Source organism: Amycolatopsis viridis (assembly GCF_011758765.1).
Lineage (GTDB): Bacteria > Actinomycetota > Actinomycetes > Mycobacteriales > Pseudonocardiaceae > Amycolatopsis_E > Amycolatopsis_E viridis.
Genome location: NZ_JAANOU010000001.1, coordinates 468763 through 487676, shown reverse-complemented (window position 1 = coordinate 487676; position 18914 = coordinate 468763). Strand labels below are relative to the sequence as shown.

Genomic DNA, 18914 nt, shown 5'->3' with positions numbered 1-18914 from the left:
GTGGATCGGGCGATGGTGAAACGTATCAATAGTAGTCCGGCCCGGACCACGTCGCGCCGCCCACGGGCCGCGCGGTTGAACGTTTCAGCCGTGCTACGCTGGACCACCTGGCAGAACGCGAGGGGGCGCATGGTCGGCATCAAGGATGTGGCCCGGCGAGCCGGGGTCTCCATCGGCACGGTGTCCAATGTGGTCAACCGGCCGCACATCGTCTCGCCCGCCACCCGCTCACGTGTGCTGTCGGTGATCGAGGAGCTGGGCTACGTCCGCGACGAGTCGGCGCGGCAGCTGCGGGCCGGGCGCAGCCGCATCATGGCGCTGCTCGTGCTCGATCTGGCCAACCCGTTCTTCGTCGACGTCGCCCGCGGCGCGGAGCAGGCCGCGCACGACGCGGGCCTGTCCGTCATCACCTGCAACAGCGGGCAGCGCGTGGACCGCGAGGAGTCGTACCTGTCGCTGCTGGCCGAACAGCGGGTGCGCGGCCTGCTGCTGAGCCCGGTCGACACCTCGGGCGCGGCGCTGGAGGTGTTCCGGCGCAGCGGGATCCCGTACGTGTTCGTCGACCGGAAGGTGCCGGCGGACGAGGCCAGTTCGGTGTCGGTGGACGATCTCGCCGGCGGCGAGCTGGCCGGGCGGCACCTGCTGGAGACCGGGCACCGGCACCTCGCGCTGGTCAACGGGCCGCGCATCCTCACCCAGTGCCGGGACCGCGAGCGCGGGCTGCGAACGGCGCTGGCGGGCTCCGGCGCGGAGCTGTCGCTGATCGAGACGGCCGAGCTGGACGTGGTGTCCGGGCGGGACGCCGGTGCGCGGCTGCTCGGGATGAGCCCGCGGCCGACCGCCGTGTTCTGCGCCAACGATCTACTGGCGCTGGGCGTGCTGCAGGCGATGGTCGGCGCGGACGTGCGGGTGCCGGACGAGGTGGCGATCGTCGGTTACGACGACATCGAGTTCGCCGGGGCCGCCGCAGTGCCGCTGACCTCGGTGCGCCAGCCCGCGCGACGGCTGGGGCAGACCGCGGCCGAGCTGCTGATCGCGGAGACGGCCGACCCGGAGAACCGGCCGCCGCACCGATCCGTGGTGTTCAAGCCGGAGCTGGTCGTGCGGGCCTCCACACGGGCGCGCCGGTGACACCGCCACCGGTGACCCCACCTCAGTGCTTCGCCACGTAACGGCGCCACAGGCGGCGCGGCTCGGGCTCGCGCGGGGCGGGAACCAGGAGGTGCGCCAGGCACTCGTCGCACGTTTTGCCTGGCGGGGCGGTCATCGCGGCGGGGAGGAACCGCGCACCGCACACCGCTTCCAGCTCGAGGCCCGGTGCCATCGCCGTGTCCGGCACCGCGTGCTCGGCGGTGCCCTCGGCGCTGGTCACCCAGACCGGATGGTCGTCCGGGATCGCTTCCACCGCTTCCCCCCTCGTCCAGTCCTCCGTCCGGGCCTACCCACCGGCCGCCGGCCCACGCCGAATTCACCTGGTCGTGGCGGTCACCTTGGCCCGAATTCCAGGTTCAGGCAGGCCAGCCGCCCACCCGCCGTCCCGGCGTGACCCGGGTCCGTGTGCGTGTGCGTCTCGTGCAGGACCACCGAGCCCGGCAGGCGGTCACCGTAGGTCCAGTCCACGTGCGAGACGGCGAACCCGCTGCCGTCCGCCGAGGTGGTGAGGTCGAGCCAGATCTCGTTGCGCGGGTTGGCGTAGGCCGGGTCGGTCGAGGGTTGCACCGGGTCCGCCACGTGCTGGTAGTGCGGGCCGGAGTCGGCGGGCGCGGCGCCACACGGCTTGGTGTGCACGTGGGCGCCGTACTCGCGGCTGGGCAGCAGGCCGCGCACCGACAATGTGGTCAGCGTGCCCGCCACGGAGGCGGTGAAGGCCCGCACGGTGGCGCCGTCCGGCACCAGGTCGGCCCGGTAGCGCACGACCGCGGAACCGAAGCCGGCCTGCGCGGCCGCGGCTTCGGCCGGGCACAGCGCCGGGAGGGCCGCCGCGGCGAGAACCAAGGGAACGATTCGCATGATGCTCCCTATATCGGTCATTCTGTGACCGTGCACATCCTCCCATAGGCTGATCTCCGTGGCCGGTCGCGACGAAGAGACCCCCAACCAGCGCCTCGCGCGGAACGTGAACGAGCTGCTCGGCGAGTTGCGCGTGGCCCAGGCCGGGGTGCAGATCCTGTTCGGCTTCCTGCTGTCGGTGGTGTTCACCGCCCAGTTCCGGTCGGCCAGCGGGTTCGAGAAGGCGGTGCACCTGGTCGCGGTCCTGCTGGCGGTGCTGTCCACCGCGCTGTTGTCGGCGCCGGCGGCGTGGCACCGGATCCTGTTCCGCGCCGGGCGCCGGGACGACATCCTGCGCGCCGGCAACCGCGCGGTGCTGGCCGGCCTGGGCTGCCTGGCGGCGGCGATCACCGCGACGGTGTCGCTGATCGCGAAGGTCGTCTACGGCTCACTCGCGATGGCGATCGTGGCGGTCCTGGTCGGCGCCACGTTCGCAACGCTCTGGTTCGTCAGCCCGCACTTCCTGTCGAACCAGGCCGAACGGGACACCCGGCCCTCGCCCGAACCCCCGAGCGACTCCACCCAGGCGGAATAGCTGTTCGCGAGGCTAGGGCAGCCGGTGCAGCCAGGCGCGCCAGATCAGCGCCGTGGGCAGGACGGAGGTGAACACGGTGCCGATCACGTAAAGGACCGGCGCGTGCGACTGGGCCGCGGCGACCAGCAGGAACAGTCCGGCGACCGGGGAGCAGAGGATGCCGAGCACCGACAGCAGGACCCCGGAGAGGCGCATGGGCCGGAGCTCGGCCAGCCGCTGCGCCAGCCGTGGGTTTTCCGCGGCAAGTTGCCGCTCGATCTCCAACAGCCGTCGCTGTTCTTCATCGTGGAGTGCCATCGCCCGCACCGCCTCTACTGACCAGTATCGCGCGCCGATGGCACGTTGTCACGGTGTGATCTGCGTTGTGCTTCCGCTGTTGTCCGCTGCGTGTTTACGGTGAGTAGGTAATATTACCTTCCGTTAACCCGATCGTAGGAAATCAAGGGCGAGGGGAGAGCGCCCTTCCTGCGACACCGAACCGTGTGGGAGTGCACGCGCGGGCGAGGGAGAAGATGCGAAATGAGCAAGACCGACGAGCGCGTCCGCAACGACACGCCGATCTTCGACGCATTGCGCGCGGAGTTCGACTTCGACCGCCTGCTCGATGACCTGACCGAGGAGCCGGAGCAGGCGGACTGACACGTTACGGTGGTGGCCGTGAGCGGTGATCCCGGCGCGACCGCCCCGCCCCGCCCGTCGCAGCTACCCACCGTCACGGCGGTCGCGATCGGCGGCGGGCTCGGCGCGCTCGCCCGGTACGGCCTGACCCGTGCCTGGCCGACGGCTCCCGGCCACTTCCCGTGGGTGACGTTCGCGACCAACGTCGCCGGGTGCTTCCTGATCGGCGTCCTGATGGTGATCGTCACCGAGATCCGGGTCGCCCACCCGCTGGTCCGGCCCTTCCTCGGCGTCGGCGTCCTCGGCGGCTTCACCACGTTCTCGACCTACGCCGTCGAGTTCCACAACCTCCTGTCGCCGGGCCTGGTGGCCGTCGCGTTCGCCTACCTGGCCGGGACCCTGCTGGCGGCCATGCTCGCCGTCTTCGCCGGTGCCGCCCTGACCCGCCGGCTGGCAGGGCGATGACGGCGCTGCTCGTCATCGCCGGCGCGATGATCGGTGCGCCGCTGCGCTACCTCACCGACCGCACCGTGCAGGCGCGGCACGGGGGGCCGTTCCCCTGGGGCACGCTGCTGATCAACCTGACCGGCTGCCTCGTCCTCGGCGCCCTGGCCGGCGCGGCGCTGCCAGAGCCGCTGTTCACGCTCCTCGGCACCGGGTTCTGCGGCGGCCTGACGACCTACAGCACGTTCAGCTTCGAGACGTTGCGGCTGATCGAGCAGAAGGCGTACTTCTACGCGGCGATGAACGTCGTGATCACGATCGCCGCCGGGATCGGCGCCGCGTTCGCCGGATTCGCCGCCGCCCAGGCGATCTTCGCGGCGTGACGTACGTCGCGCGTGGTGCCAGGCTGGCGGCATGATCGATCGACCGGGCGATCACGTCCGCGCCGGTGGGGCCGGCCTCGGCGCACCAGCCGCGGTGACCGTCGAGGACGGTCTACCCACGGTGGCCGAGTATCGCGACTTGCGGGCCGCGGTGGGCTGGCCGTCGCCCGGACCGGACGCCTGCCGGGCCGCGCTGGAGAACTCCGTGCACGGCGTGCTCGCGCGCGACCGGCGCGAGCTCGCCGGCATGGCCCGGCTCGTCGGCGACGGGGTGATGTACCTGCTGATCGTCGACGTGGTGGTCCACCCCGGACACCAGGGCCGCGGGCTCGGGCGACGGATGGTGCGGCGGCTGGTCGAACTCGCCGGCGCACGACGGGTGCAGCTGGTGGCGGCGCCGGAAGTCGTGCCGTTCTACGAGCAGCTGGGGTTCGTGCGCGGCACCAGCCACCTGATGGCGTACCGCACTGTGGGATGAGCTGGGCGAACGGTTCACGGAGTCTTAACGTGGTCCGTGGCTCATCCCCGTGGTCCGTTTTGGAGTGCTTTGTGTCCGCTGTCACCGACCGGCCGCCGGCCGGCAACTTCCTGCTGCGCTCGCCCACTTCGTGCGCGGCGCCGATCCCGGAGCCGGAGCAGCCGGTCCGCAAGGTCCCGCTGCTGATCTCCGCCGCCGGGTCGGTCGCGCTGAGCTGGTACGTCTGGGCCACCTACGGCGGCAAGTTCGGCGCGCTGCTGGTCATCGGACTGTTCCTGGGCCTCGCCTTGTACCACTCGCGCTTCGGGTTCACCTCGGCCTGGCGGCAGCTGCTGGCCGTCGGGAACGGAGAGGGCCTGCGGGCCCACGCGCTGCTGCTCGGCACGGCTGCGACGCTGATCGCGCTGCTCATCGGCACCGGGACCGGCCTGTTCGGCACCACGCCGAAGGCGACCGCCGGTCCGATTGGGCTCGCGTTGTTCGTCGGGGCGACGCTGTTCGCGATCGGCATGCAGCTCGGCGGCGCGTGCGCGTCGGGCACGCTGTTCGCGGTCGGCGCGGGACAGTCGTCGATCGTGCTCACGCTCGGCGGCTTCATCGCCGGGTCGGTCCTCTACACCTGGGCGTTCCCGGTCTTCAACGGCTGGCCGCAGGTGTCCGGTGTGCTGCTCGCCGACCACGTCGGATGGTGGGGTTCGTGGGCGATCACCATCGCCGTACTCGGGCTCGTCGTCGTGGTGACCCGGGTCGTGCAGGCGCGCCGCAACCCGCCGCCGGTGGGCGTCCCGCCGACCGCGAAGGGGGTCGCACGCGTCTTCCGCGGCTCGTGGCCGCTGCTGGTCGGTGCCGTCGTGCTGGCCGTGCTCGCCGGCGCGGTCGTGCTCGTGTCCGGCGGCACCTGGGGCGTCACGTTCGCCTTCGCGTTGTGGGGTGCCAAGTTCCTGCAGCTGCTGGGTCTGCACCCGGAAACCTGGGAGTTCTGGCAAACCACCAGCAACGCCAAGTCGCTGGCCGGTCCGATCTGGACGGACAAGACCAGCCTCACCGACATCGGCATCATCCTGGGCGCGGCGGTTGCCGCCGCGGCGGCGGGCACCTGGAAGATCCACTCCGAGATTCCGTGGCGCACCGCGGTCGCGTCCGTCCTCGGCGGGATCCTGATGGGCATCGGTGCCCGGCTGGCCGGCGGCTGCAACATCGGCGCCTACCTGGCCGGCATCTCTACCGGCAGCCTGCACGGCTGGCTGTGGGGCGTGTTCGCCCTCGGTGGCACCTGGATCGGCCTGAAGCTGCGCCCGTTGTTCGGGCTCGCCAACCCGAAGCCGGCGGATTCCATCTGCTGATTCCCAAGCGCTGGAATGGCAGGACAATCACCCGGTTGTCCTGCCATTCTCGTTGCGGGGTAACGCAATCCCCGACAGTCGAGAAAGGTGGGACCATGCAGAAGACCGTGATCCGGGGCCTCGTCGCGAGCGCCCTCGCCGGGGCGGCCGTGTTCGGCGCCGCGGCACCCGCGCTGGCCGCGCCCGCGCCGGGCGAGGTGGCCGTCGTGGACGAGCCGGACACGACCAACCTCAACAACGCCTACACCTTCGCGCCGCTGGGCGTGCCGGTGATCGGGCTGGTCCGGTCCGTCAACGCGGCGCCGGGCAAGCTCCTGCCGAGCTTCGGCTGAGCTGAGCACCAAGAGGGCCCCGCACCACCCACCTGGTGCGGGGCCCTCTCGCGTGCCCGGCGTCAGCCGGCCAGTTCGGTCAGCAGTCCGAAGACCGGCGTGAGCGCCGTGGCCGGCGCCCCGATCGCCGGGTCGAGCAGCGGACCGGCGTCCGCCCCGGGCACGACCCAGATGGGCACCTCGGCGGCGCTCGCGACGCCGCCCCCGGCACCGAGTGCCGCGGCCGCGATCACGCCACCCGCCAGCACCCTCGCCACACTCCTGCGCATTTCCTGCACTCTCCTTTCCTGCTCCGCCCAGGTCATCCGAGCGGAAAACTGACCGGCACGACCGTCCCCTGTGGAACGAAGAACCCGGGCCCGGCGCCGGGCGAGTCCATGCCCGGCGCGTGCGGCTGCCCTGGCAGCATCGGCATCGCGTTGACCTGCGCCGACGCGAACAGCTGGACCCGTGGCGCGGCCGGCTGTTCCGGGCCGAGCCACTGCCGGAACCCGGTCACGGTCGCCGCCTCACCGGGGAACGCGTTGTCCAGCGCCACCGCGTAGCTCACCGCGGCCCGTTCACGCGGGTCGAACCGCAGCGGCACCGTCGAGCTCGCCACGCTGTTCACCAGCGGCCCGGTCAGCAGCCACGGCGCGACGTAGAGTCCGAACGGGTACGCCGGCTGTTCCCGTTGCGCGGCCGCCGCGCCGTCCAGTGCCGCGGCCGCCCGCGCCCAGCCCGAGACCACCACCAGCGCGGCGCCCTCCGGCCGGACGGCGATCCGGTCGGCGGCGGCGGCTTCCCGCACCACGCGTCCCGCCGCCGTGCCGCGCGGGGTGGTGTCGTCGACGACGGTGATGGACTGGGTCTTGCGGTCGGCCAGGAAACCGACCAGCTTGCGCAGGGCGTCGGCGTCCTCTTCGGACAGTTCGTCGGCCGGGCAGCTCGTCAGCACGTCCTTGCGGCCGGCCACCAGCCCGCCCAGCGCGGTGGTCGCGCACTCGGGGCCGTCCGGCCCGGCCGCCGTCGGCACACCCGCCGACGTGCCGGTGTCCACCTCGACGACCCGGTCGCCCACCACCAGCTCGCTGCGTCCCGCGGGCAGCTCGACCTCGGCCCAGTAACCGGAGGCACCGGGCCGCGGGACGGCCTCGACGGACGTCCCGTCGCCGGCCCGCACCGAGCCCGGCGCGGACAGGTGGACGAGGTTCACGCCCGGCCGCTGCGGGCTGACCAGCACCGGGGCGCCCCCGGCGTCGGCGAGCAGCGGAACCCCGGGCACCGGCAGCTCGGCCGGCTTCGGCAGCGCCACGACCGCGCTCCAGGCCAGGAACGCCGCGGCGACCCCGATCACAGCGAACCGGCGCGCGGCGGTGGCGGCGATCGGCAGCACGAGAGCGGCCAGCAACGCGACACCGAACAGCGTCTCGTAGACCCGCCGGTCGAAGGCCACCCCGGACAGGACCAGCTGCACGGCGGCCGCCAGGGCCAGCCCGCCGCCGAGGGTCCAGGACAGCGGACCCAACCGGGGCGTGCGCACCCGCGCCAGCGCCAGCGCGGCCAGCCCGAACCAGACGGCCGTTCCGGCGACGTACACCGTGTCGACCGCGAACTCCACGCCGCTGCGGCCCAGCGCGGTCTCCAGGATCAGCAGCACGAGCAGCCCGATCGCCGCCCACCGGCCCGCCGGCGGGCGGCGCGTGGTCAGCACCGGCACCGCCAGCACCAGCAGCGCGTGCACGACCGCGCCCACGACGTTGACGTCGAACGCGGCCGCCGACACCACGGCCAGCACCGCGGACAGCGCGCCCAGCGCCGCCGTGACCTGCCCCAGCCGGCGCGGCAGCGTCTCCACCTGCGGGCGCAGCAGCCCGATCCCGGCGACGAAGGCCGTGGCGGGCAACAACACCAGCCGCACGATCAGCGCGGCCAGATCCAGCCCGGCCGAGCCGGTGACCGGATGGGACCCGTGGTCCATGAGGTACCTCTTCCAGCGCTAGGGGTGTTCGACAGGGATGCGCGCCGGGCCGTGCGCGGCCGGGTCCGCCCGGCCACGCACGGCGGTGCTCACTTCACGTCCGCGTCAGCGACGACGAACAGTTCCGAGTGGGGTTTGGCGTTGCCGAATTCGCCGTGCGGCCACGACTTCCGGTTGAAGTTGATGCCCACCGCTCCGGTGAACTCGTCACGGAAGTCCTGGTCCACCGTGGCCTTGCCGTCCCGCGACAGGTTCACGATGTTGACCTTGTGGTCACCGTCCAAACCGGACCGTGCCACGAAGTAGTTCGACACCGCGACCCGGTCCGGCGAGCTGGTCTCGTGGTAGAAACCGTCGCCGCCCAGCACGAAGTTGTCGAACGCGCCCCAGTGCGGGCCGGCGCCCGGGGTGCCCGGGTTGATCGGCGCGGCACCCGCGAGCGTGGGCAGCACGCCGTTGTCCGCGCCGCTGCGCGCCTGCTCCTTGGTCTGGATGCCGGGACCGGCCCAGTCCGGGCCCTGCGCGAGCAGGTTCTCGATGTTCAGCACGTAGACGCCACCGGTGGTACCGGGGTCGTCCGGGCCGAGGGTCCCCTTCTGCCGGCCCTGGATGGCGCGGTAGAGGAAGCGGTCGTCCGGGCTGGTCTGGATCCAGCCGCCGTTGGAGCTGGCGCCGATGCTGTCGTTGTTGCCCAGCGCCCGGTTCGACGCGCCGTCGTCCCACACCTGGTACCAGTGGGGCTGCGGCTTGGTGATGTCCGGCGTGTAGAACACCGAACCGCCCTGCATGGTCTCGGCGAACGCGCCCTTGTGGCCGGGCAGGTTGGTCACCGTGGCCTCCATGGCCGCGCGGCTCTCCGCGTACAGCGGGTCGTAGTCCTTGGCCCGCGGGCCGTCCGGCAGGTACGACACCGCCTTGAGCTTCGGGTTGTTGCGGTCGGAGATGTCCCAGGTCCGGATGGTGGGCCGGCGCAGGTACGGCGACGGCTGCTTGACCGGGTCCAGGATGATGTTGCGCGGTTCCGCGTAGTCGCTGGTGACCAGCGTGTTCAGGTCCTCGCGCGCCTGGATGCCGTGCGGGTTGGCGCAGGTCGGCTGGCTCAGCGTCGGCAGGTTCTCGCACAGCTTCGCGTTGTCGCCCTGTGGGGTCGCCGCCGACGTCTGCGACAGCACCCGCGCGTTCTGGTCGAAGCGCACGACCTCACCGGGGCTGCCGGCGAACCCGTTGCCGACCACGGTCTGACCGTTGGCGTAGGTGTACGGGCCGGGTGCGACCGGGCCACCCATGTACGTGCCGTACGCGGTGCCGTCCTTGAGCACCCAGTAGGCGTCCGGCACGGAACCGCCGAGCGTCTGCGTCGGCAGGCTGACGCCCTTGAGCTTGAGCTGCGGCAACGCGCTCACGTCGAAGGCGTACGTCGCCGCGGCGAACAGGGCGCCGGCGTAGATGGTGTCGCCCTTGTGCCACACGTACTGCATGTGGTGCGGCTCGTTCTCGACGAGCGGGCCGACGGTGGCGGTGTTGACGACCTTGCCGTACGTCGGCGAGCCCTTGGTGGCGTCGATGACGGCGAGGAAGTCCGGGCCGGGCAGGGCGTTCTTGGCCTTGTTCAGGCCGCCGCCGAGGGTGCCCGGCAGGTTCTTGACGTCCTTGACGGCCGTGTCCGCGATGTTCTCGTCACCGGCCCAGACGAGCAGCCATTCCTTGCGCTGCGCACCCTCACTGCGGATTTTCGCGAGGTCTCCGCCGACGAGGTGGTTCTCCACCCAGTACTGCTTGCCGTCCGCGGCGGTCTTCGCGTCGGTGACGACCTGCACGTCCGCGTAGGCACTGCTCGTGCCCGTGTAGGTCACGGCACCGGCGGCGATCGCGACCGCCGCCGTGCCGGTCAACAGTTTTCGCCATCCTGGCGATTTCAGGCGCATGCCTTCTCCATGTTCGTTCCCATGAAAACGCGTGCCCGGAAATGGGCACAGTTCTCCCCCGGAATGCCGAAAGGGGAAGCTCGGGTCAGCTACGGGCGCCGTGTGGACACAGGGCGCTGGACTGCCGCAGCAGGTCGACAAACAGCCGCACTGTCAGCGTGTGACTGATCAACATGGAGCGGAATGCTCCCGTTTGGCCCAGAGGGCGTCAAACCAGTGTCAAAGGTTGGGAATCACCCACAGGAAAAGTTCCCCGTGTCACTCTGTCGAGTGATCGGCGAGGGCGTCCGATACGGACAGTCAGGTGTGGACGGTCCGGATCAGGCGGGCTGGAGGGTGTCGGCCTCTTCGGTCGGCGGCGGGGTGATCGGGTCGTCCGCGGGGTGGCGCCCGTGCTGGGTGATGAGGACGACCGTCGCACCCTCCTCGGCACCGGCGGTGCCGATCGGCGCCTGCGCGACGACCACACCGTCCTCAGGCGCCGGCATCCCCTCCGGACCCGCCGGCACCAGCCCGGCGCGGCGCACGATGGCGCACGCGTCGCCGGCACCCAGACCCACCACGTCGGGCACCTCGACTACCGGCCGGTGTCGCCGCATGAGGTCGAGTCTAGGCGTTCGCCCGCGCACGGCAGGAGTATTCCGGAACGGCCACAGCCGACCGAGGAGGACACCATGGTCCATCCCGAACCTCCCGGTCCCGAGCCGATCCCGCCCGGGCCGGGTCCCGAACCGGTGCCGCCCACGCCACCCGAACCGCCGCCACCACCCACACCGCCGGAGCCACCGATGCCGCCACCGGGTCCGCCGATGCCGATATCCTGACCCCGTGGCGGTGACCGGCTGGCGACGCGTGGTGCTGTTGTGCCTGCTCGCCCTGGGCCTGGTCGGCATGCACCACTTCGCCGGTGCCGCCGCTCCCGAGAGCCCGGCCATGAGCGTGATGGCGGACTCCGGGCATCCCGTCGGTCACCAGGATCACGGCGTGACCCACGACGTGCTGCACCTGTGCCTCGCCGTCCTGCTCGCCGGCGTGGTGCTCGGCCTCGGGATGCTGTTGCGCGCCATCCGGACCCCGCCACCGTCGCGCCGCCCCGCCGGGCGTCCCCGCTCGCGCGCGCCGGACCGTCCCTCCGGGCGCGCCATGCTCGACCACACGTGTGTGCTGCGGCTGTGATCGGCGCCCGCCCGCCGAATTCGCAACAGCAAACACACGAAAGGTCTCTTTTCCCATGCGCAAGATCCTGGGCGGTCTCCTGCTGACCGCCGCACTCCTCACGGCCTGCACCGGGCAGTCCGCCGAACCCGCCCAGCAGCCCGATCACAACCAGGCCGACGTCGAGTTCGTGTCGATGATGATCCCCCACCACGAGGGTGCCGTGGAGATGGCGAAGCTGGCACCGGGCCGCGCCGCCGACCCGCGGGTGCTCGACCTCGCGGGCCGCGTCCAGCGAGCACAGGACCCGGAGATCCAGCAGATGCGGGGCTGGCTCACCCGCTGGGGCGCACCGGCCGCGCCGACCGGCCACTCGATGCCGGGTGACACGGGTGGCGACGGGACGGCCATGCTCGAGCACGCCACCGGCACCGCGTTCGACCAGGAGTTCCTCCGGATGATGACCGAACACCACGAGGGTGCGGTCGAGATGGCGCGGACCGAGCTGGCACAGGGCGTCAACGGCGAGGCCAAGGCACTGGCCCAGCGCATCACCGAGACCCAGCAAGCCGAGATCACCGAGATGCGAGCGGTCCTCGGCTGACCGCACGCGGCGGGGCGGGCCGGTGCCCGCCCCGCCGTCACGGCCGGATCGCCCCGATCCGCAGGCACACCCCCAGAGTCAGACCGACGATGCCGGCGAACAGCAGGAAAACGTTCGCGGCCACTGCGCCCACCCCGATCAACGCCCCGCCGAGCACCATCAGCGCGAGGCACAGAAGCCGTCGCGGCAGGCCCAGATTACGGAGCCGCCCGTCGCGCAGTGATCTGGTCAGCTCGGGATCGGTGATCTCGAACCACTGCTCGATCGTCCTCAGCTGCTGCTGCTCGTTCCGGCTCAACATGCTGCCGCCCCTGGTCGCCGCTGACTGGTCCGCTCCGGCGGATACCCGCGATCAGCGCAGGTCAATCCGGGTGCGACCGGCCGCCGGGTAGCGCGGTCGGGTGAACTCGAGCCGTGGCTGCTGTGGCGCGACCCATGCGGCCGGCTGGTTTTTCCCGCCCCGCCGCTGGGTACGCGCCGACGGTGCAAGACCCAGACGTCAACGTTGCGGATCGGGCAGTCGTCAAACGGGCGGTCGGCGCCGCGGCGATCGGCAACATCACCGAGTGGTACGACTTCGGCGTCTACGGCTACCTGACCACCACGATCAGCAAGGTGTTCTTCACCGACCTGAGCGGCCCGGTCGCGACGATCGCCACGTTCGGGTTGTTCGCGGTGTCGTTCCTGATCCGGCCGTTCGGCGGGCTGCTGTTCGGTCCGCTGTCCGACCGCATCGGCCGCAAAAGCGTGCTGTCGCTCACCGTCATCCTGATGGCCGTGGGCACCTTCGCGATCGGCGTCGTGCCCGGGTACTCGACCATCGGCATCGCCGCGCCGCTGCTGGTCCTCCTCGCCCGGCTGCTGCAGGGTGTGTCGACCGGCGGCGAGTACGGCAGCGCGATGACCTTCATCGCCGAGTACGCGCCGGACCGCCGCCGCGGGTTCCTCGGCAGCTGGCTGGAGTTCGGCACGCTCACCGGCTACGCGCTGGGCGCCACCATCGCGACCGTGCTGACCGCGGTGCTCACCCCGGCGCAGCTGCTCAGCTGGGGCTGGCGGATCCCGTTCCTGATCGCGCTGCCGATCGGCATGGTCGGCCTCTACCTCCGGCTGCGCCTGGAGGAGACACCCGCGTTCGCGAACTTCGTCGCCGGCGAGGGCAAACAGCGCGGGACCGCACGGGACGAGTTCCGCACCATCTTCGCCCGCTACTGGCCGGCGATGCTGCTGTGCGCCGGACTGGTGCTCGCCTGGAACGTGACGAACTACATGCTCACCAGCTACATGCCGACCTACCTGACCGACACGCTGCCCGGTCACGGACACGACGGCGTCGGGGAGACCGCCGCGCAGGTGCTCCAGATCGTGGTGCTGGTCCTGTTGATGTTCGTGGTGACCGTGCTGGGCCGGCTGTCCGACCGGTTCGGGCGGCGCCCGGTCGTGCTGGCCGGGTGCATCGGGCTGGTCGTGCTGTCCTTGCCGTCGGTGCTGCTGCTCCGCGCGGGCGGTGGCGTGGCGACGTTCGCCGGCCTCGCGATCATGGGACTGACGCTGGTGTGCTTTTCCAGCACGCTGCCCTCGACGCTGCCCGCGATGTTCCCCACCCGCATCCGGGCCGGGGCGCTGTCGATCGCGTTCAACATCTCCGTGTCGCTGTTCGGCGGCACCACGTCGACCGTGATGGGGGCACTGGTGGCCGCCACCGGCGACCTGAACTGGCCCGCCTACTACCTGATCGCGGCCGGGATCATCGGCGCGGTCTGCATCTTCTGCACCCGCGAGTCGGCGGGACGTCCGCTGGCCGGCTCGGCGCCGATCATCAGCGCCGAGGAGATGTCCGCCTCACGCCGCTGACGCCACGAGCACCGGTTCGACGGCGCGGCGGCGCGCTCGCTGCACCGCGAGGGTCGCCACGGCGGTGGCCACCAGCGTGACCACACCCGCGACCAGCAGCGCGTGACCGGCACCGAACCGCTCGCACATCCAGCCGAGCAGCGGCGCGCCGGTGGCGCCCGCGGCTGCCGCGACGGCCCCGTCGATCGCGAGCACCCGGCCGCGCATGTCCTCCGCCGAGTCGAGCTGCAGGCGCGTGCTCTTCGCGGTGTCGATGAGGACCGCCCCGGTGGCGATGGGCAGGATCACGGCGCCGAACCCCAGCATGCCGGGCAGGAACCCGCTGACCGCCTGCAGGACGCTGGTCACCGCGGCGGTGCCGAGCAGCAGCGGCAGGGTGAGCTCCCGGACCCGCGCCGCGACGACGCCCCCGATCACGGTGCCGACCGCGAAGACGGCGGAGAGCAGGCCGTAGCCGGCAGCCCCGGCGTGCAGTGGGCCGTCGGCCATCGCGGCCATGGTGACCTGGTAGTTGCGGCCGAGACCGGACAGCACGAACCCGAGGGTGAACAACACGACCAGACGATGGCTGCCGCGCACGTAGGCCAGGCCCGCGCGCACCCCGGCACGCTCCGGCCGGGCGACCGCGAGCGGGTGCAACTCACGTGTGCGGATGACCAGGACCGTGACGATCACGGCCACGAAACTGGCCGCGTTGAGCACGAAGAGCAGGGCGTTGCCGACCGCGGCGGCGAGCACGCCGGCGAGGCTCATGCCGAGAACGCGGCCCGCGGAGTTGACGATCGAACCGAGCGCGAGAGCGTTGCCCAGGTCGCGGCGGGGCACCACCTGCCCGGCGAACCGGCCCAGCGCGGGCGATTCGAACGCGCCCACCAGCCCGGCGAGCGCGGTGAGGCCGAAGACCGTGGCCAGCGGCATGTCCCGCCACACCATGATGCCCAGCAGCAGCGCGATGACCAGGTGCGTGGTCTGGCCGGCGAGGATGATCCGCCGCGGCGGGAAGCGGTCGGCGAGCGCGCCCGCCCACGGCCCGACGAGCAGGGCCGGGACGGTGGACAGCACCACCGACAGCCCGACCGAAGTCGCCGAGCCGGTGCGCGCCAGCACCACCCAGTTCAGACCGAGGACCTGCATCCACGTGCCGGTCACCGACACGAGATCGGCGGCCGCCCACAGGCGGTAGTTGTGGTTTCCGAGCGCGCGGATCATCGGCGGCAGTTTTCGCCGCAAGGGAGTTCCTTCCGAGGAGCCGGGGTGGTCCCGATCGGGTCCCGGCAGTGGGACGTGCTTCCGGCCCGTCAGAGCCGGGCGGGCCGGGCGGTCGGGCCCGGGCGCCGCCCAACGGTACCCGCGGCTGCGGGCGGTGTCCCTGTGTCGATGACGACAACCGGCGCGGCTAACGCTTCTCGGCTGTGGCGAGAGCCGCACTCACCGGCCTGCCACTCGCGGTGGGGTGAGGCGCGGCCCGGGCCGGCGACCGATCCGAGCTCGGCACCCGCCGATGCGACGCCCCGGCCAACACCCCGCCCGTAACGGCAAACACCGCGCCCGGAGCGGCAAACACGGCGCGCGGAGCAGCCAACACGACGCGCGGGCCGGCAAACACGACGCGCGGGCTGGCAAACACGCGGACCGGAACGGCAAACACGGCCCGGGCCGGCAAACACGCCGCTCGGAACGGCAAACACCCCGCCCGGCGAAGCCAACACCACGCCCAGGGCAGCCAACACGCTGTCCGGAACGGCCAACACGCGGCCCGGAACAGCGGACACGCCGGCCGGAACGGCCAACACTGCGCGCGGAGCGGCCAACGCGGCGCCCGAGCGGCCAACACGGCGCCCGAGGCGGCCAACACACCGCCCGAGCGGTGAACACGGCGCGCGGGGCGGTAGACACGCCAGCTGGGGGTGGCGGGCGCGCGTGTGGTTGCTGGGGGTGCGGGCGTGTGGGCCGGGCGCCGCGGGGTGTGTGGCTGGAAAGCGCTTTCTGGTCCTAGGTGGACAGGCGGCGCTGGTCGTGGTGGCGCTCCCGCAGTGCGTCGAGCTGGTTGCGCACGTCCTCGACGTCCCAGCGGTACTGGCCGCCGGGGGTGACCAGTGCCGGTTTGATCCAGCCGCGCTCGGCGTACCGGCTGATCGAACGCCGCGACAGGCCGAGCTCGGCCGCGAGCTCACCCGAGCCCACCGTGCGTCGGTGTGCAGTCATGATCGTCACCGTATTGGGTGACGCATGCGGTCCGCACGACCTATGGCCTCATTGGCCCGAAATACCTTCGTGTCCCGGTTTGCCGGTTGACTCGATCGGGCTATTGAGGTGGCCGGCGGGACGCGGAAGCATCGCGTCGAGCCCGCCCGCTCCCGGTCGCGGACGCACCAGGCCGGCTCCACTCGTGCTCGCCACGGCACACTGTGGATAGCATTCCGGCTCGTCCTACTTCCGGGTGCGGAAGGGGTGACATGTCGGGAGGGCGGCACGGCGAGGTGGCGAGCCGTCGGGTCTTCCGCCGCGTGCGATGTCCGGTGTGCGGGGAGTGGCGACGCGAAATGCGGGTGTTCGGCACGCCGTGGCAGGACGAGGCCGGAAACATCAAGCCGCGCCACCGGATCCGCGCGGAACTCGCCGCGCAGGCGCAGGCCTGGACGCCCGAGCCGCGCTGTGACCGGTGCCGCCGGCTCTGATATTGGAGCAGCTGCTCTGTTGGTGCGTGCGGCAAGGACACCGGCACGCTGGGAACGATCGAGTCCCCGATGTTCGCCGCAGCAGCCGCCGCACTGCGCTCCTGGCCAGGGCTGATACGCGCGGGGGCGCCACCGGACTGATCGGTGGCGCCCCCGCGGTCCGGACTCGCCGGGCTACTTGTCCTCGGCCGGCAACGGGGTTCCGGTGGGCACCTTGTCGGTCCGGGCGTCCGCCTCCAGCGGGTCCGACCCGACGGCGGGCAGCGACTCCGCGCCGGGCGCCGGTTCGGGCTGCGGGCGGCGCTTGACCGCCGACAACAGCAGCTGCGAGACGTCCACGACCTCGACCTTCTCGCTCGCCTTGCCGTCGTTCTGCCGCGCGGTCACCCCGTCGGTGAGCATGACCCGGCAGAACGGGCAGCCGGTCGCGATCTTCGACGGTGCGGTGCCGAGCGCTTCGTCCACGCGCTCGATGTTGATCCGCTTGCCGATCTTCTCTTCCATCCACATCCGGGCACCGCCCGCGCCACAGCACATCGACCGGTCCCCGTGCCGCGGCATCTCGCGGAACTGCGCCCCGGACGCGCCGACCAGCTCACGCGGCGCCTCGTACACCTTGTTGTGGCGGCCGAGGTAGCACGGGTCGTGGTAGGTGACGTCGTCCGCGATCGGCGCCACCGGCACCAGCCGCTTCTCCCGCACCAGGCGGTTCAGCAGCTGCGTGTGGTGCACCACCTCGAACTGCCCGCCCAGCTCGGGGTACTCGTTGGCGAGCGTGTTGAAGCAGTGCGCGCAGGTCGCGACGATCTTGCGGTTGCCCGGCTCGCGCCCCTCGAACACCGAGTTCAGCACCTCGACGTTCTGCTGCGCGAGCATCTGGAACAGGAACTCGTTGCCGGCGCGGCGGGCCGGGTCACCGGTGCAGGACTCCTCCGGGCCGAGCACCGCGTACTTGACCCCGGCGATGTGCAGCAGCTCGGCGACCGCGCGGGTGGTCTTCTTCGCGCGGTCCTCGAACGCACCGGCACAGCCGACCCAGAACAGGTACTCGGTGTCGCCCAGCTCGCCGTCGAACACCGGCACCTCGAAGTCCAGGTCCTCCGCCCAGGCCATCCGGTCCTTGGCGTTCTGGCCCCACGGGTTGCCCTTGTTCTCCAGGTTCTTGAACATCCCGTTCAGCTCGGTCGGGAAGTTCGACTCGATCATCACCTGGTAGCGGCGCATGTCGACGATGTGGTCGACGTGCTCGATGTCCACCGGGCACTGCTCGACGCAGGCACCGCAGGTGGTGCACGACCAGAGCACGTCCGGGTCGATGACACCGCCGTCGTCGCCGACCAGCGGCCGCTCGGCCTCGGCCAGGGCGAGGACGTCGATGCCGGCGTACGGGTTCTCGCCGGTCAGGCCCACCTCTTCCCCGGTGACGTCCTTCTTGCCGCCGGCGAGCAGGTACGGCGCCTTCGCGTAGGCGTGGTCGCGCAGCTGCGTGATGACCAGCTTCGGCGACAACGGCTTGCCGGTGTTCCACGCCGGGCACTGCGACTGGCAGCGACCGCACTCGGTGCAGGTGGTGAAGTCGAGCCAGCCCTTCCAGCTGAAGTCCTCGATCTGACCGGCCCCGAAGACGTCCTTCTCCGGGTCGGCCTCCTCGAAGTCGAGCGGCTTGCCCCCGCTCATCATCGGCTTGAGCCGGCCGAGTGCGACACCGCCGTCGTCCTCGCGCTTGAAGTAGATGTTGAAGAACGCGCTGAACCGGTGCCAGGCCACGCCCATGGTCAGCGTCTGGCCGACGACGTAGAGCCAGATCATGCCGGACAGCAGCTTGACCAGCGCGGTGATGGTGACCGCGACCGTGCTGGCCGGCAGGATCTCGGCGAGCGGCTTCGTGACGAAGCTCGTCCACAGCGCCGGGTCCTCGATGCCGCTGGAGATCTTGAACGCCTTCACGCCGAGGATGCCCAGGCCCTCGACGATCACGACGGTCTCGACGAAGTAGGCCTGCTTGAAGTTCGACCCGGCGAAGCGCGACTGCCGGTCGGCGCGGCGCGGGTGGTTCAGCTGGCGGACGACCACCAGGGCGAGACCACCGACGACGGTGCCCAGCCCGAGCAGTTCGGTGAGCAGCAGCCAGATGCTCCAGGCGCCGATGACCGGCCAGTGGAAGTGCGGGTCGAACGTCTCGCCGTACGCCTCGAACCAGGACAACGAGCCGATCAGGAAGCCCCACATGACCAGCCAGTGCCACGGGCCGACGTGGCGGAACTTGTTCATCCGCGTGTGGGCGGCGAATTCCTTGATCAGTGTGACGAGGCGCGGCCCGAAGGGGCCGTTGCGCGTGCCGTCCGGTTGTCCGAGCCGGATGATCCGGACCATCCGGTACACGCCGGTGCCGAACATGATCCAAGCGACGATGCTTACGGCGACGCCGACCACGCCCAGCGTGATCTGCAGTGCACCCATGATCGGGGCCTTTCGTCCGTGTGTGGTGGGTTGGCGGGAGCCTAACCGGATTTACCCATGAGTAACCGATCGGCGCGACTCGAGTCCCACGAGTGT

The 18914-nt window shown here is 71.4% G+C and carries 22 protein-coding genes; 11 read left to right on the top strand and 11 right to left on the bottom strand.

All coding sequences use genetic code 11. The features are described from left to right. Positions 1–129 precede the first annotated feature (129 nt). Positions 130–1131, top strand: coding sequence for a LacI family DNA-binding transcriptional regulator (locus FHX46_RS02450; RefSeq protein ID WP_167110253.1), 1002 nt, complete (start codon positions 130–132; stop codon positions 1129–1131). 22 nt (positions 1132–1153) lie between these two features. On the opposite strand, the gene FHX46_RS02445 is transcribed toward FHX46_RS02450, so the two are convergent. Beyond that, positions 1154–1405, bottom strand: a complete 252-nt coding sequence (locus FHX46_RS02445; protein ID WP_167110251.1) for a hypothetical protein — start codon at positions 1403–1405, stop codon at positions 1154–1156. 80 nt (positions 1406–1485) lie between these two features. Beyond that, positions 1486–2010: a superoxide dismutase family protein gene (locus FHX46_RS02440; protein WP_167110249.1), complete on the bottom strand. Its 525-nt coding sequence runs from the start codon at positions 2008–2010 to the stop codon at positions 1486–1488. A gap of 58 nt (positions 2011–2068) precedes the next feature. Between FHX46_RS02440 and FHX46_RS02435 the strand changes: the two genes are divergently transcribed. Continuing rightward, positions 2069–2584 (top strand): DUF6328 family protein, encoded by a 516-nt coding sequence (locus FHX46_RS02435; RefSeq protein WP_167110247.1) that lies wholly within the window; start codon positions 2069–2071, stop codon positions 2582–2584. Positions 2585–2596: 12 nt separating this feature from the next. On the opposite strand, the gene FHX46_RS02430 is transcribed toward FHX46_RS02435, so the two are convergent. Continuing rightward, a complete protein-coding gene (locus tag FHX46_RS02430; RefSeq protein ID WP_208399978.1) occupies positions 2597–2881 on the bottom strand; it encodes a DUF3040 domain-containing protein in 285 nt (94 codons plus the stop codon). A gap of 360 nt (positions 2882–3241) precedes the next feature. Between FHX46_RS02430 and crcB (FHX46_RS02425) the strand changes: the two genes are divergently transcribed. The 5 genes from crcB (FHX46_RS02425) to FHX46_RS02405 all read left to right on the top strand — a co-directional run bounded on the left by crcB (FHX46_RS02425) (position 3242) and on the right by FHX46_RS02405 (position 6182). Further along, the gene (crcB, locus tag FHX46_RS02425; RefSeq protein WP_313886001.1) at positions 3242–3667 is read left to right on the top strand and encodes a fluoride efflux transporter CrcB; all 426 of its coding nucleotides are present in this window, start codon (positions 3242–3244) and stop codon (positions 3665–3667) included. Then, the gene (gene crcB / locus FHX46_RS02420; protein ID WP_167110241.1) at positions 3664–4029 is read left to right on the top strand and encodes a fluoride efflux transporter CrcB; all 366 of its coding nucleotides are present in this window, start codon (positions 3664–3666) and stop codon (positions 4027–4029) included. Before crcB (FHX46_RS02425) ends, crcB (FHX46_RS02420) begins: the two co-directional genes overlap by 4 nt. A gap of 31 nt (positions 4030–4060) precedes the next feature. Next, complete coding sequence (locus tag FHX46_RS02415; protein ID WP_167110239.1) at positions 4061–4507, top strand: GNAT family N-acetyltransferase; 447 nt, start codon at positions 4061–4063, stop codon at positions 4505–4507. 71 nt (positions 4508–4578) lie between these two features. Then, the gene (locus FHX46_RS02410) at positions 4579–5850 is read left to right on the top strand and encodes a YeeE/YedE family protein (protein ID WP_167110237.1); all 1272 of its coding nucleotides are present in this window, start codon (positions 4579–4581) and stop codon (positions 5848–5850) included. 95 nt (positions 5851–5945) lie between these two features. After that, complete coding sequence (locus FHX46_RS02405; RefSeq protein ID WP_167102792.1) at positions 5946–6182, top strand: hypothetical protein; 237 nt, start codon at positions 5946–5948, stop codon at positions 6180–6182. Between the two features lie 62 nt (positions 6183–6244). On the opposite strand, the gene FHX46_RS02400 is transcribed toward FHX46_RS02405, so the two are convergent. The 4 genes from FHX46_RS02400 to FHX46_RS02385 all read right to left on the bottom strand — a co-directional run bounded on the left by FHX46_RS02400 (position 6245) and on the right by FHX46_RS02385 (position 10666). Further along, positions 6245–6451, bottom strand: coding sequence for a hypothetical protein (locus tag FHX46_RS02400; protein ID WP_208399977.1), 207 nt, complete (start codon positions 6449–6451; stop codon positions 6245–6247). 32 nt (positions 6452–6483) lie between these two features. Further along, entirely contained in the window at positions 6484–8142 is a 1659-nt protein-coding gene (locus FHX46_RS02395; RefSeq protein ID WP_167110235.1) for a hypothetical protein, read from the bottom strand. Between the two features lie 89 nt (positions 8143–8231). Beyond that, on the bottom strand, positions 8232–10067 hold the full coding sequence (locus FHX46_RS02390; RefSeq protein WP_167110233.1) for a hypothetical protein: 1836 nt from the start codon (positions 10065–10067) through the stop codon (positions 8232–8234). 320 nt (positions 10068–10387) lie between these two features. After that, positions 10388–10666 carry a PASTA domain-containing protein gene (locus FHX46_RS02385; RefSeq protein WP_208399976.1) on the bottom strand — a complete coding sequence of 93 codons (279 nt, stop codon included), beginning with the start codon at positions 10664–10666 and terminating at the stop codon, positions 10388–10390. A gap of 229 nt (positions 10667–10895) precedes the next feature. Between FHX46_RS02385 and FHX46_RS02380 the strand changes: the two genes are divergently transcribed. Continuing rightward, positions 10896–11243 carry a hypothetical protein gene (locus FHX46_RS02380; protein WP_313886000.1) on the top strand — a complete coding sequence of 116 codons (348 nt, stop codon included), beginning with the start codon at positions 10896–10898 and terminating at the stop codon, positions 11241–11243. Between the two features lie 55 nt (positions 11244–11298). Continuing rightward, the gene (locus FHX46_RS02375; RefSeq protein WP_167110231.1) at positions 11299–11826 is read left to right on the top strand and encodes a DUF305 domain-containing protein; all 528 of its coding nucleotides are present in this window, start codon (positions 11299–11301) and stop codon (positions 11824–11826) included. Between the two features lie 37 nt (positions 11827–11863). On the opposite strand, the gene FHX46_RS02370 is transcribed toward FHX46_RS02375, so the two are convergent. After that, the gene (locus tag FHX46_RS02370; RefSeq protein ID WP_167110229.1) at positions 11864–12127 is read right to left on the bottom strand and encodes a DUF3040 domain-containing protein; all 264 of its coding nucleotides are present in this window, start codon (positions 12125–12127) and stop codon (positions 11864–11866) included. A 182-nt stretch (positions 12128–12309) separates the two neighbouring features. On the opposite strand from FHX46_RS02370, the gene FHX46_RS02365 reads away from it, so the two are divergent. Next, complete coding sequence (locus FHX46_RS02365; RefSeq protein WP_313885999.1) at positions 12310–13680, top strand: MFS transporter; 1371 nt, start codon at positions 12310–12312, stop codon at positions 13678–13680. On the opposite strand, the gene FHX46_RS02360 is transcribed toward FHX46_RS02365, so the two are convergent. Both FHX46_RS02360 and FHX46_RS02355 read right to left on the bottom strand, forming a co-directional pair. Further along, on the bottom strand, positions 13669–14889 hold the full coding sequence (locus tag FHX46_RS02360; RefSeq protein ID WP_167110227.1) for an MFS transporter: 1221 nt from the start codon (positions 14887–14889) through the stop codon (positions 13669–13671). The two genes, FHX46_RS02365 and FHX46_RS02360, sit on opposite strands and share 12 nt — an antisense overlap. 783 nt (positions 14890–15672) lie before the next feature. After that, the gene (locus tag FHX46_RS02355) at positions 15673–15885 is read right to left on the bottom strand and encodes a MerR family transcriptional regulator (RefSeq protein ID WP_208399975.1); all 213 of its coding nucleotides are present in this window, start codon (positions 15883–15885) and stop codon (positions 15673–15675) included. A gap of 251 nt (positions 15886–16136) precedes the next feature. Between FHX46_RS02355 and FHX46_RS28210 the strand changes: the two genes are divergently transcribed. Continuing rightward, positions 16137–16358 (top strand): hypothetical protein, encoded by a 222-nt coding sequence (locus tag FHX46_RS28210; RefSeq protein ID WP_208399974.1) that lies wholly within the window; start codon positions 16137–16139, stop codon positions 16356–16358. Between the two features lie 174 nt (positions 16359–16532). Here the strand turns inward: FHX46_RS28210 and FHX46_RS02350 are convergent, their stop codons facing one another. Further along, entirely contained in the window at positions 16533–18818 is a 2286-nt protein-coding gene (locus FHX46_RS02350) for a (Fe-S)-binding protein (RefSeq protein WP_167110225.1), read from the bottom strand. Between the last annotated feature and the right edge of the window lie 96 nt (positions 18819–18914).

Excerpts from the sequence above, each read along its gene's own strand:
- FHX46_RS28210 (WP_208399974.1), top strand. The coding sequence starts at position 16,137 with ATGTCGGGAGGGCGGCACGGCGAGGTGGCGAGCCGTCGGGTCTTCCGC.
- FHX46_RS02430 (WP_208399978.1), bottom strand. The coding sequence starts at position 2,881 with ATGGCACTCCACGATGAAGAACAGCGACGGCTGTTGGAGATCGAGCGG.
- FHX46_RS02385 (WP_208399976.1), bottom strand. The coding sequence starts at position 10,666 with ATGCGGCGACACCGGCCGGTAGTCGAGGTGCCCGACGTGGTGGGTCTG.
- FHX46_RS02405 (WP_167102792.1), top strand. The coding sequence starts at position 5,946 with ATGCAGAAGACCGTGATCCGGGGCCTCGTCGCGAGCGCCCTCGCCGGG.
- FHX46_RS02440 (WP_167110249.1), bottom strand. The coding sequence starts at position 2,010 with ATGCGAATCGTTCCCTTGGTTCTCGCCGCGGCGGCCCTCCCGGCGCTG.
- FHX46_RS02395 (WP_167110235.1), bottom strand. The coding sequence starts at position 8,142 with ATGGACCACGGGTCCCATCCGGTCACCGGCTCGGCCGGGCTGGATCTG.
- FHX46_RS02450 (WP_167110253.1), top strand. The coding sequence starts at position 130 with ATGGTCGGCATCAAGGATGTGGCCCGGCGAGCCGGGGTCTCCATCGGC.
- FHX46_RS02350 (WP_167110225.1), bottom strand. The coding sequence starts at position 18,818 with ATGGGTGCACTGCAGATCACGCTGGGCGTGGTCGGCGTCGCCGTAAGC.
- FHX46_RS02390 (WP_167110233.1), bottom strand. The coding sequence starts at position 10,067 with ATGCGCCTGAAATCGCCAGGATGGCGAAAACTGTTGACCGGCACGGCG.
- FHX46_RS02400 (WP_208399977.1), bottom strand. The coding sequence starts at position 6,451 with ATGCGCAGGAGTGTGGCGAGGGTGCTGGCGGGTGGCGTGATCGCGGCC.
- crcB (WP_167110241.1), top strand. The coding sequence starts at position 3,664 with ATGACGGCGCTGCTCGTCATCGCCGGCGCGATGATCGGTGCGCCGCTG.
- FHX46_RS02370 (WP_167110229.1), bottom strand. The coding sequence starts at position 12,127 with ATGTTGAGCCGGAACGAGCAGCAGCAGCTGAGGACGATCGAGCAGTGG.
- FHX46_RS02355 (WP_208399975.1), bottom strand. The coding sequence starts at position 15,885 with ATGACTGCACACCGACGCACGGTGGGCTCGGGTGAGCTCGCGGCCGAG.
- FHX46_RS02415 (WP_167110239.1), top strand. The coding sequence starts at position 4,061 with ATGATCGATCGACCGGGCGATCACGTCCGCGCCGGTGGGGCCGGCCTC.
- FHX46_RS02360 (WP_167110227.1), bottom strand. The coding sequence starts at position 14,889 with ATGATCCGCGCGCTCGGAAACCACAACTACCGCCTGTGGGCGGCCGCC.
- FHX46_RS02375 (WP_167110231.1), top strand. The coding sequence starts at position 11,299 with ATGCGCAAGATCCTGGGCGGTCTCCTGCTGACCGCCGCACTCCTCACG.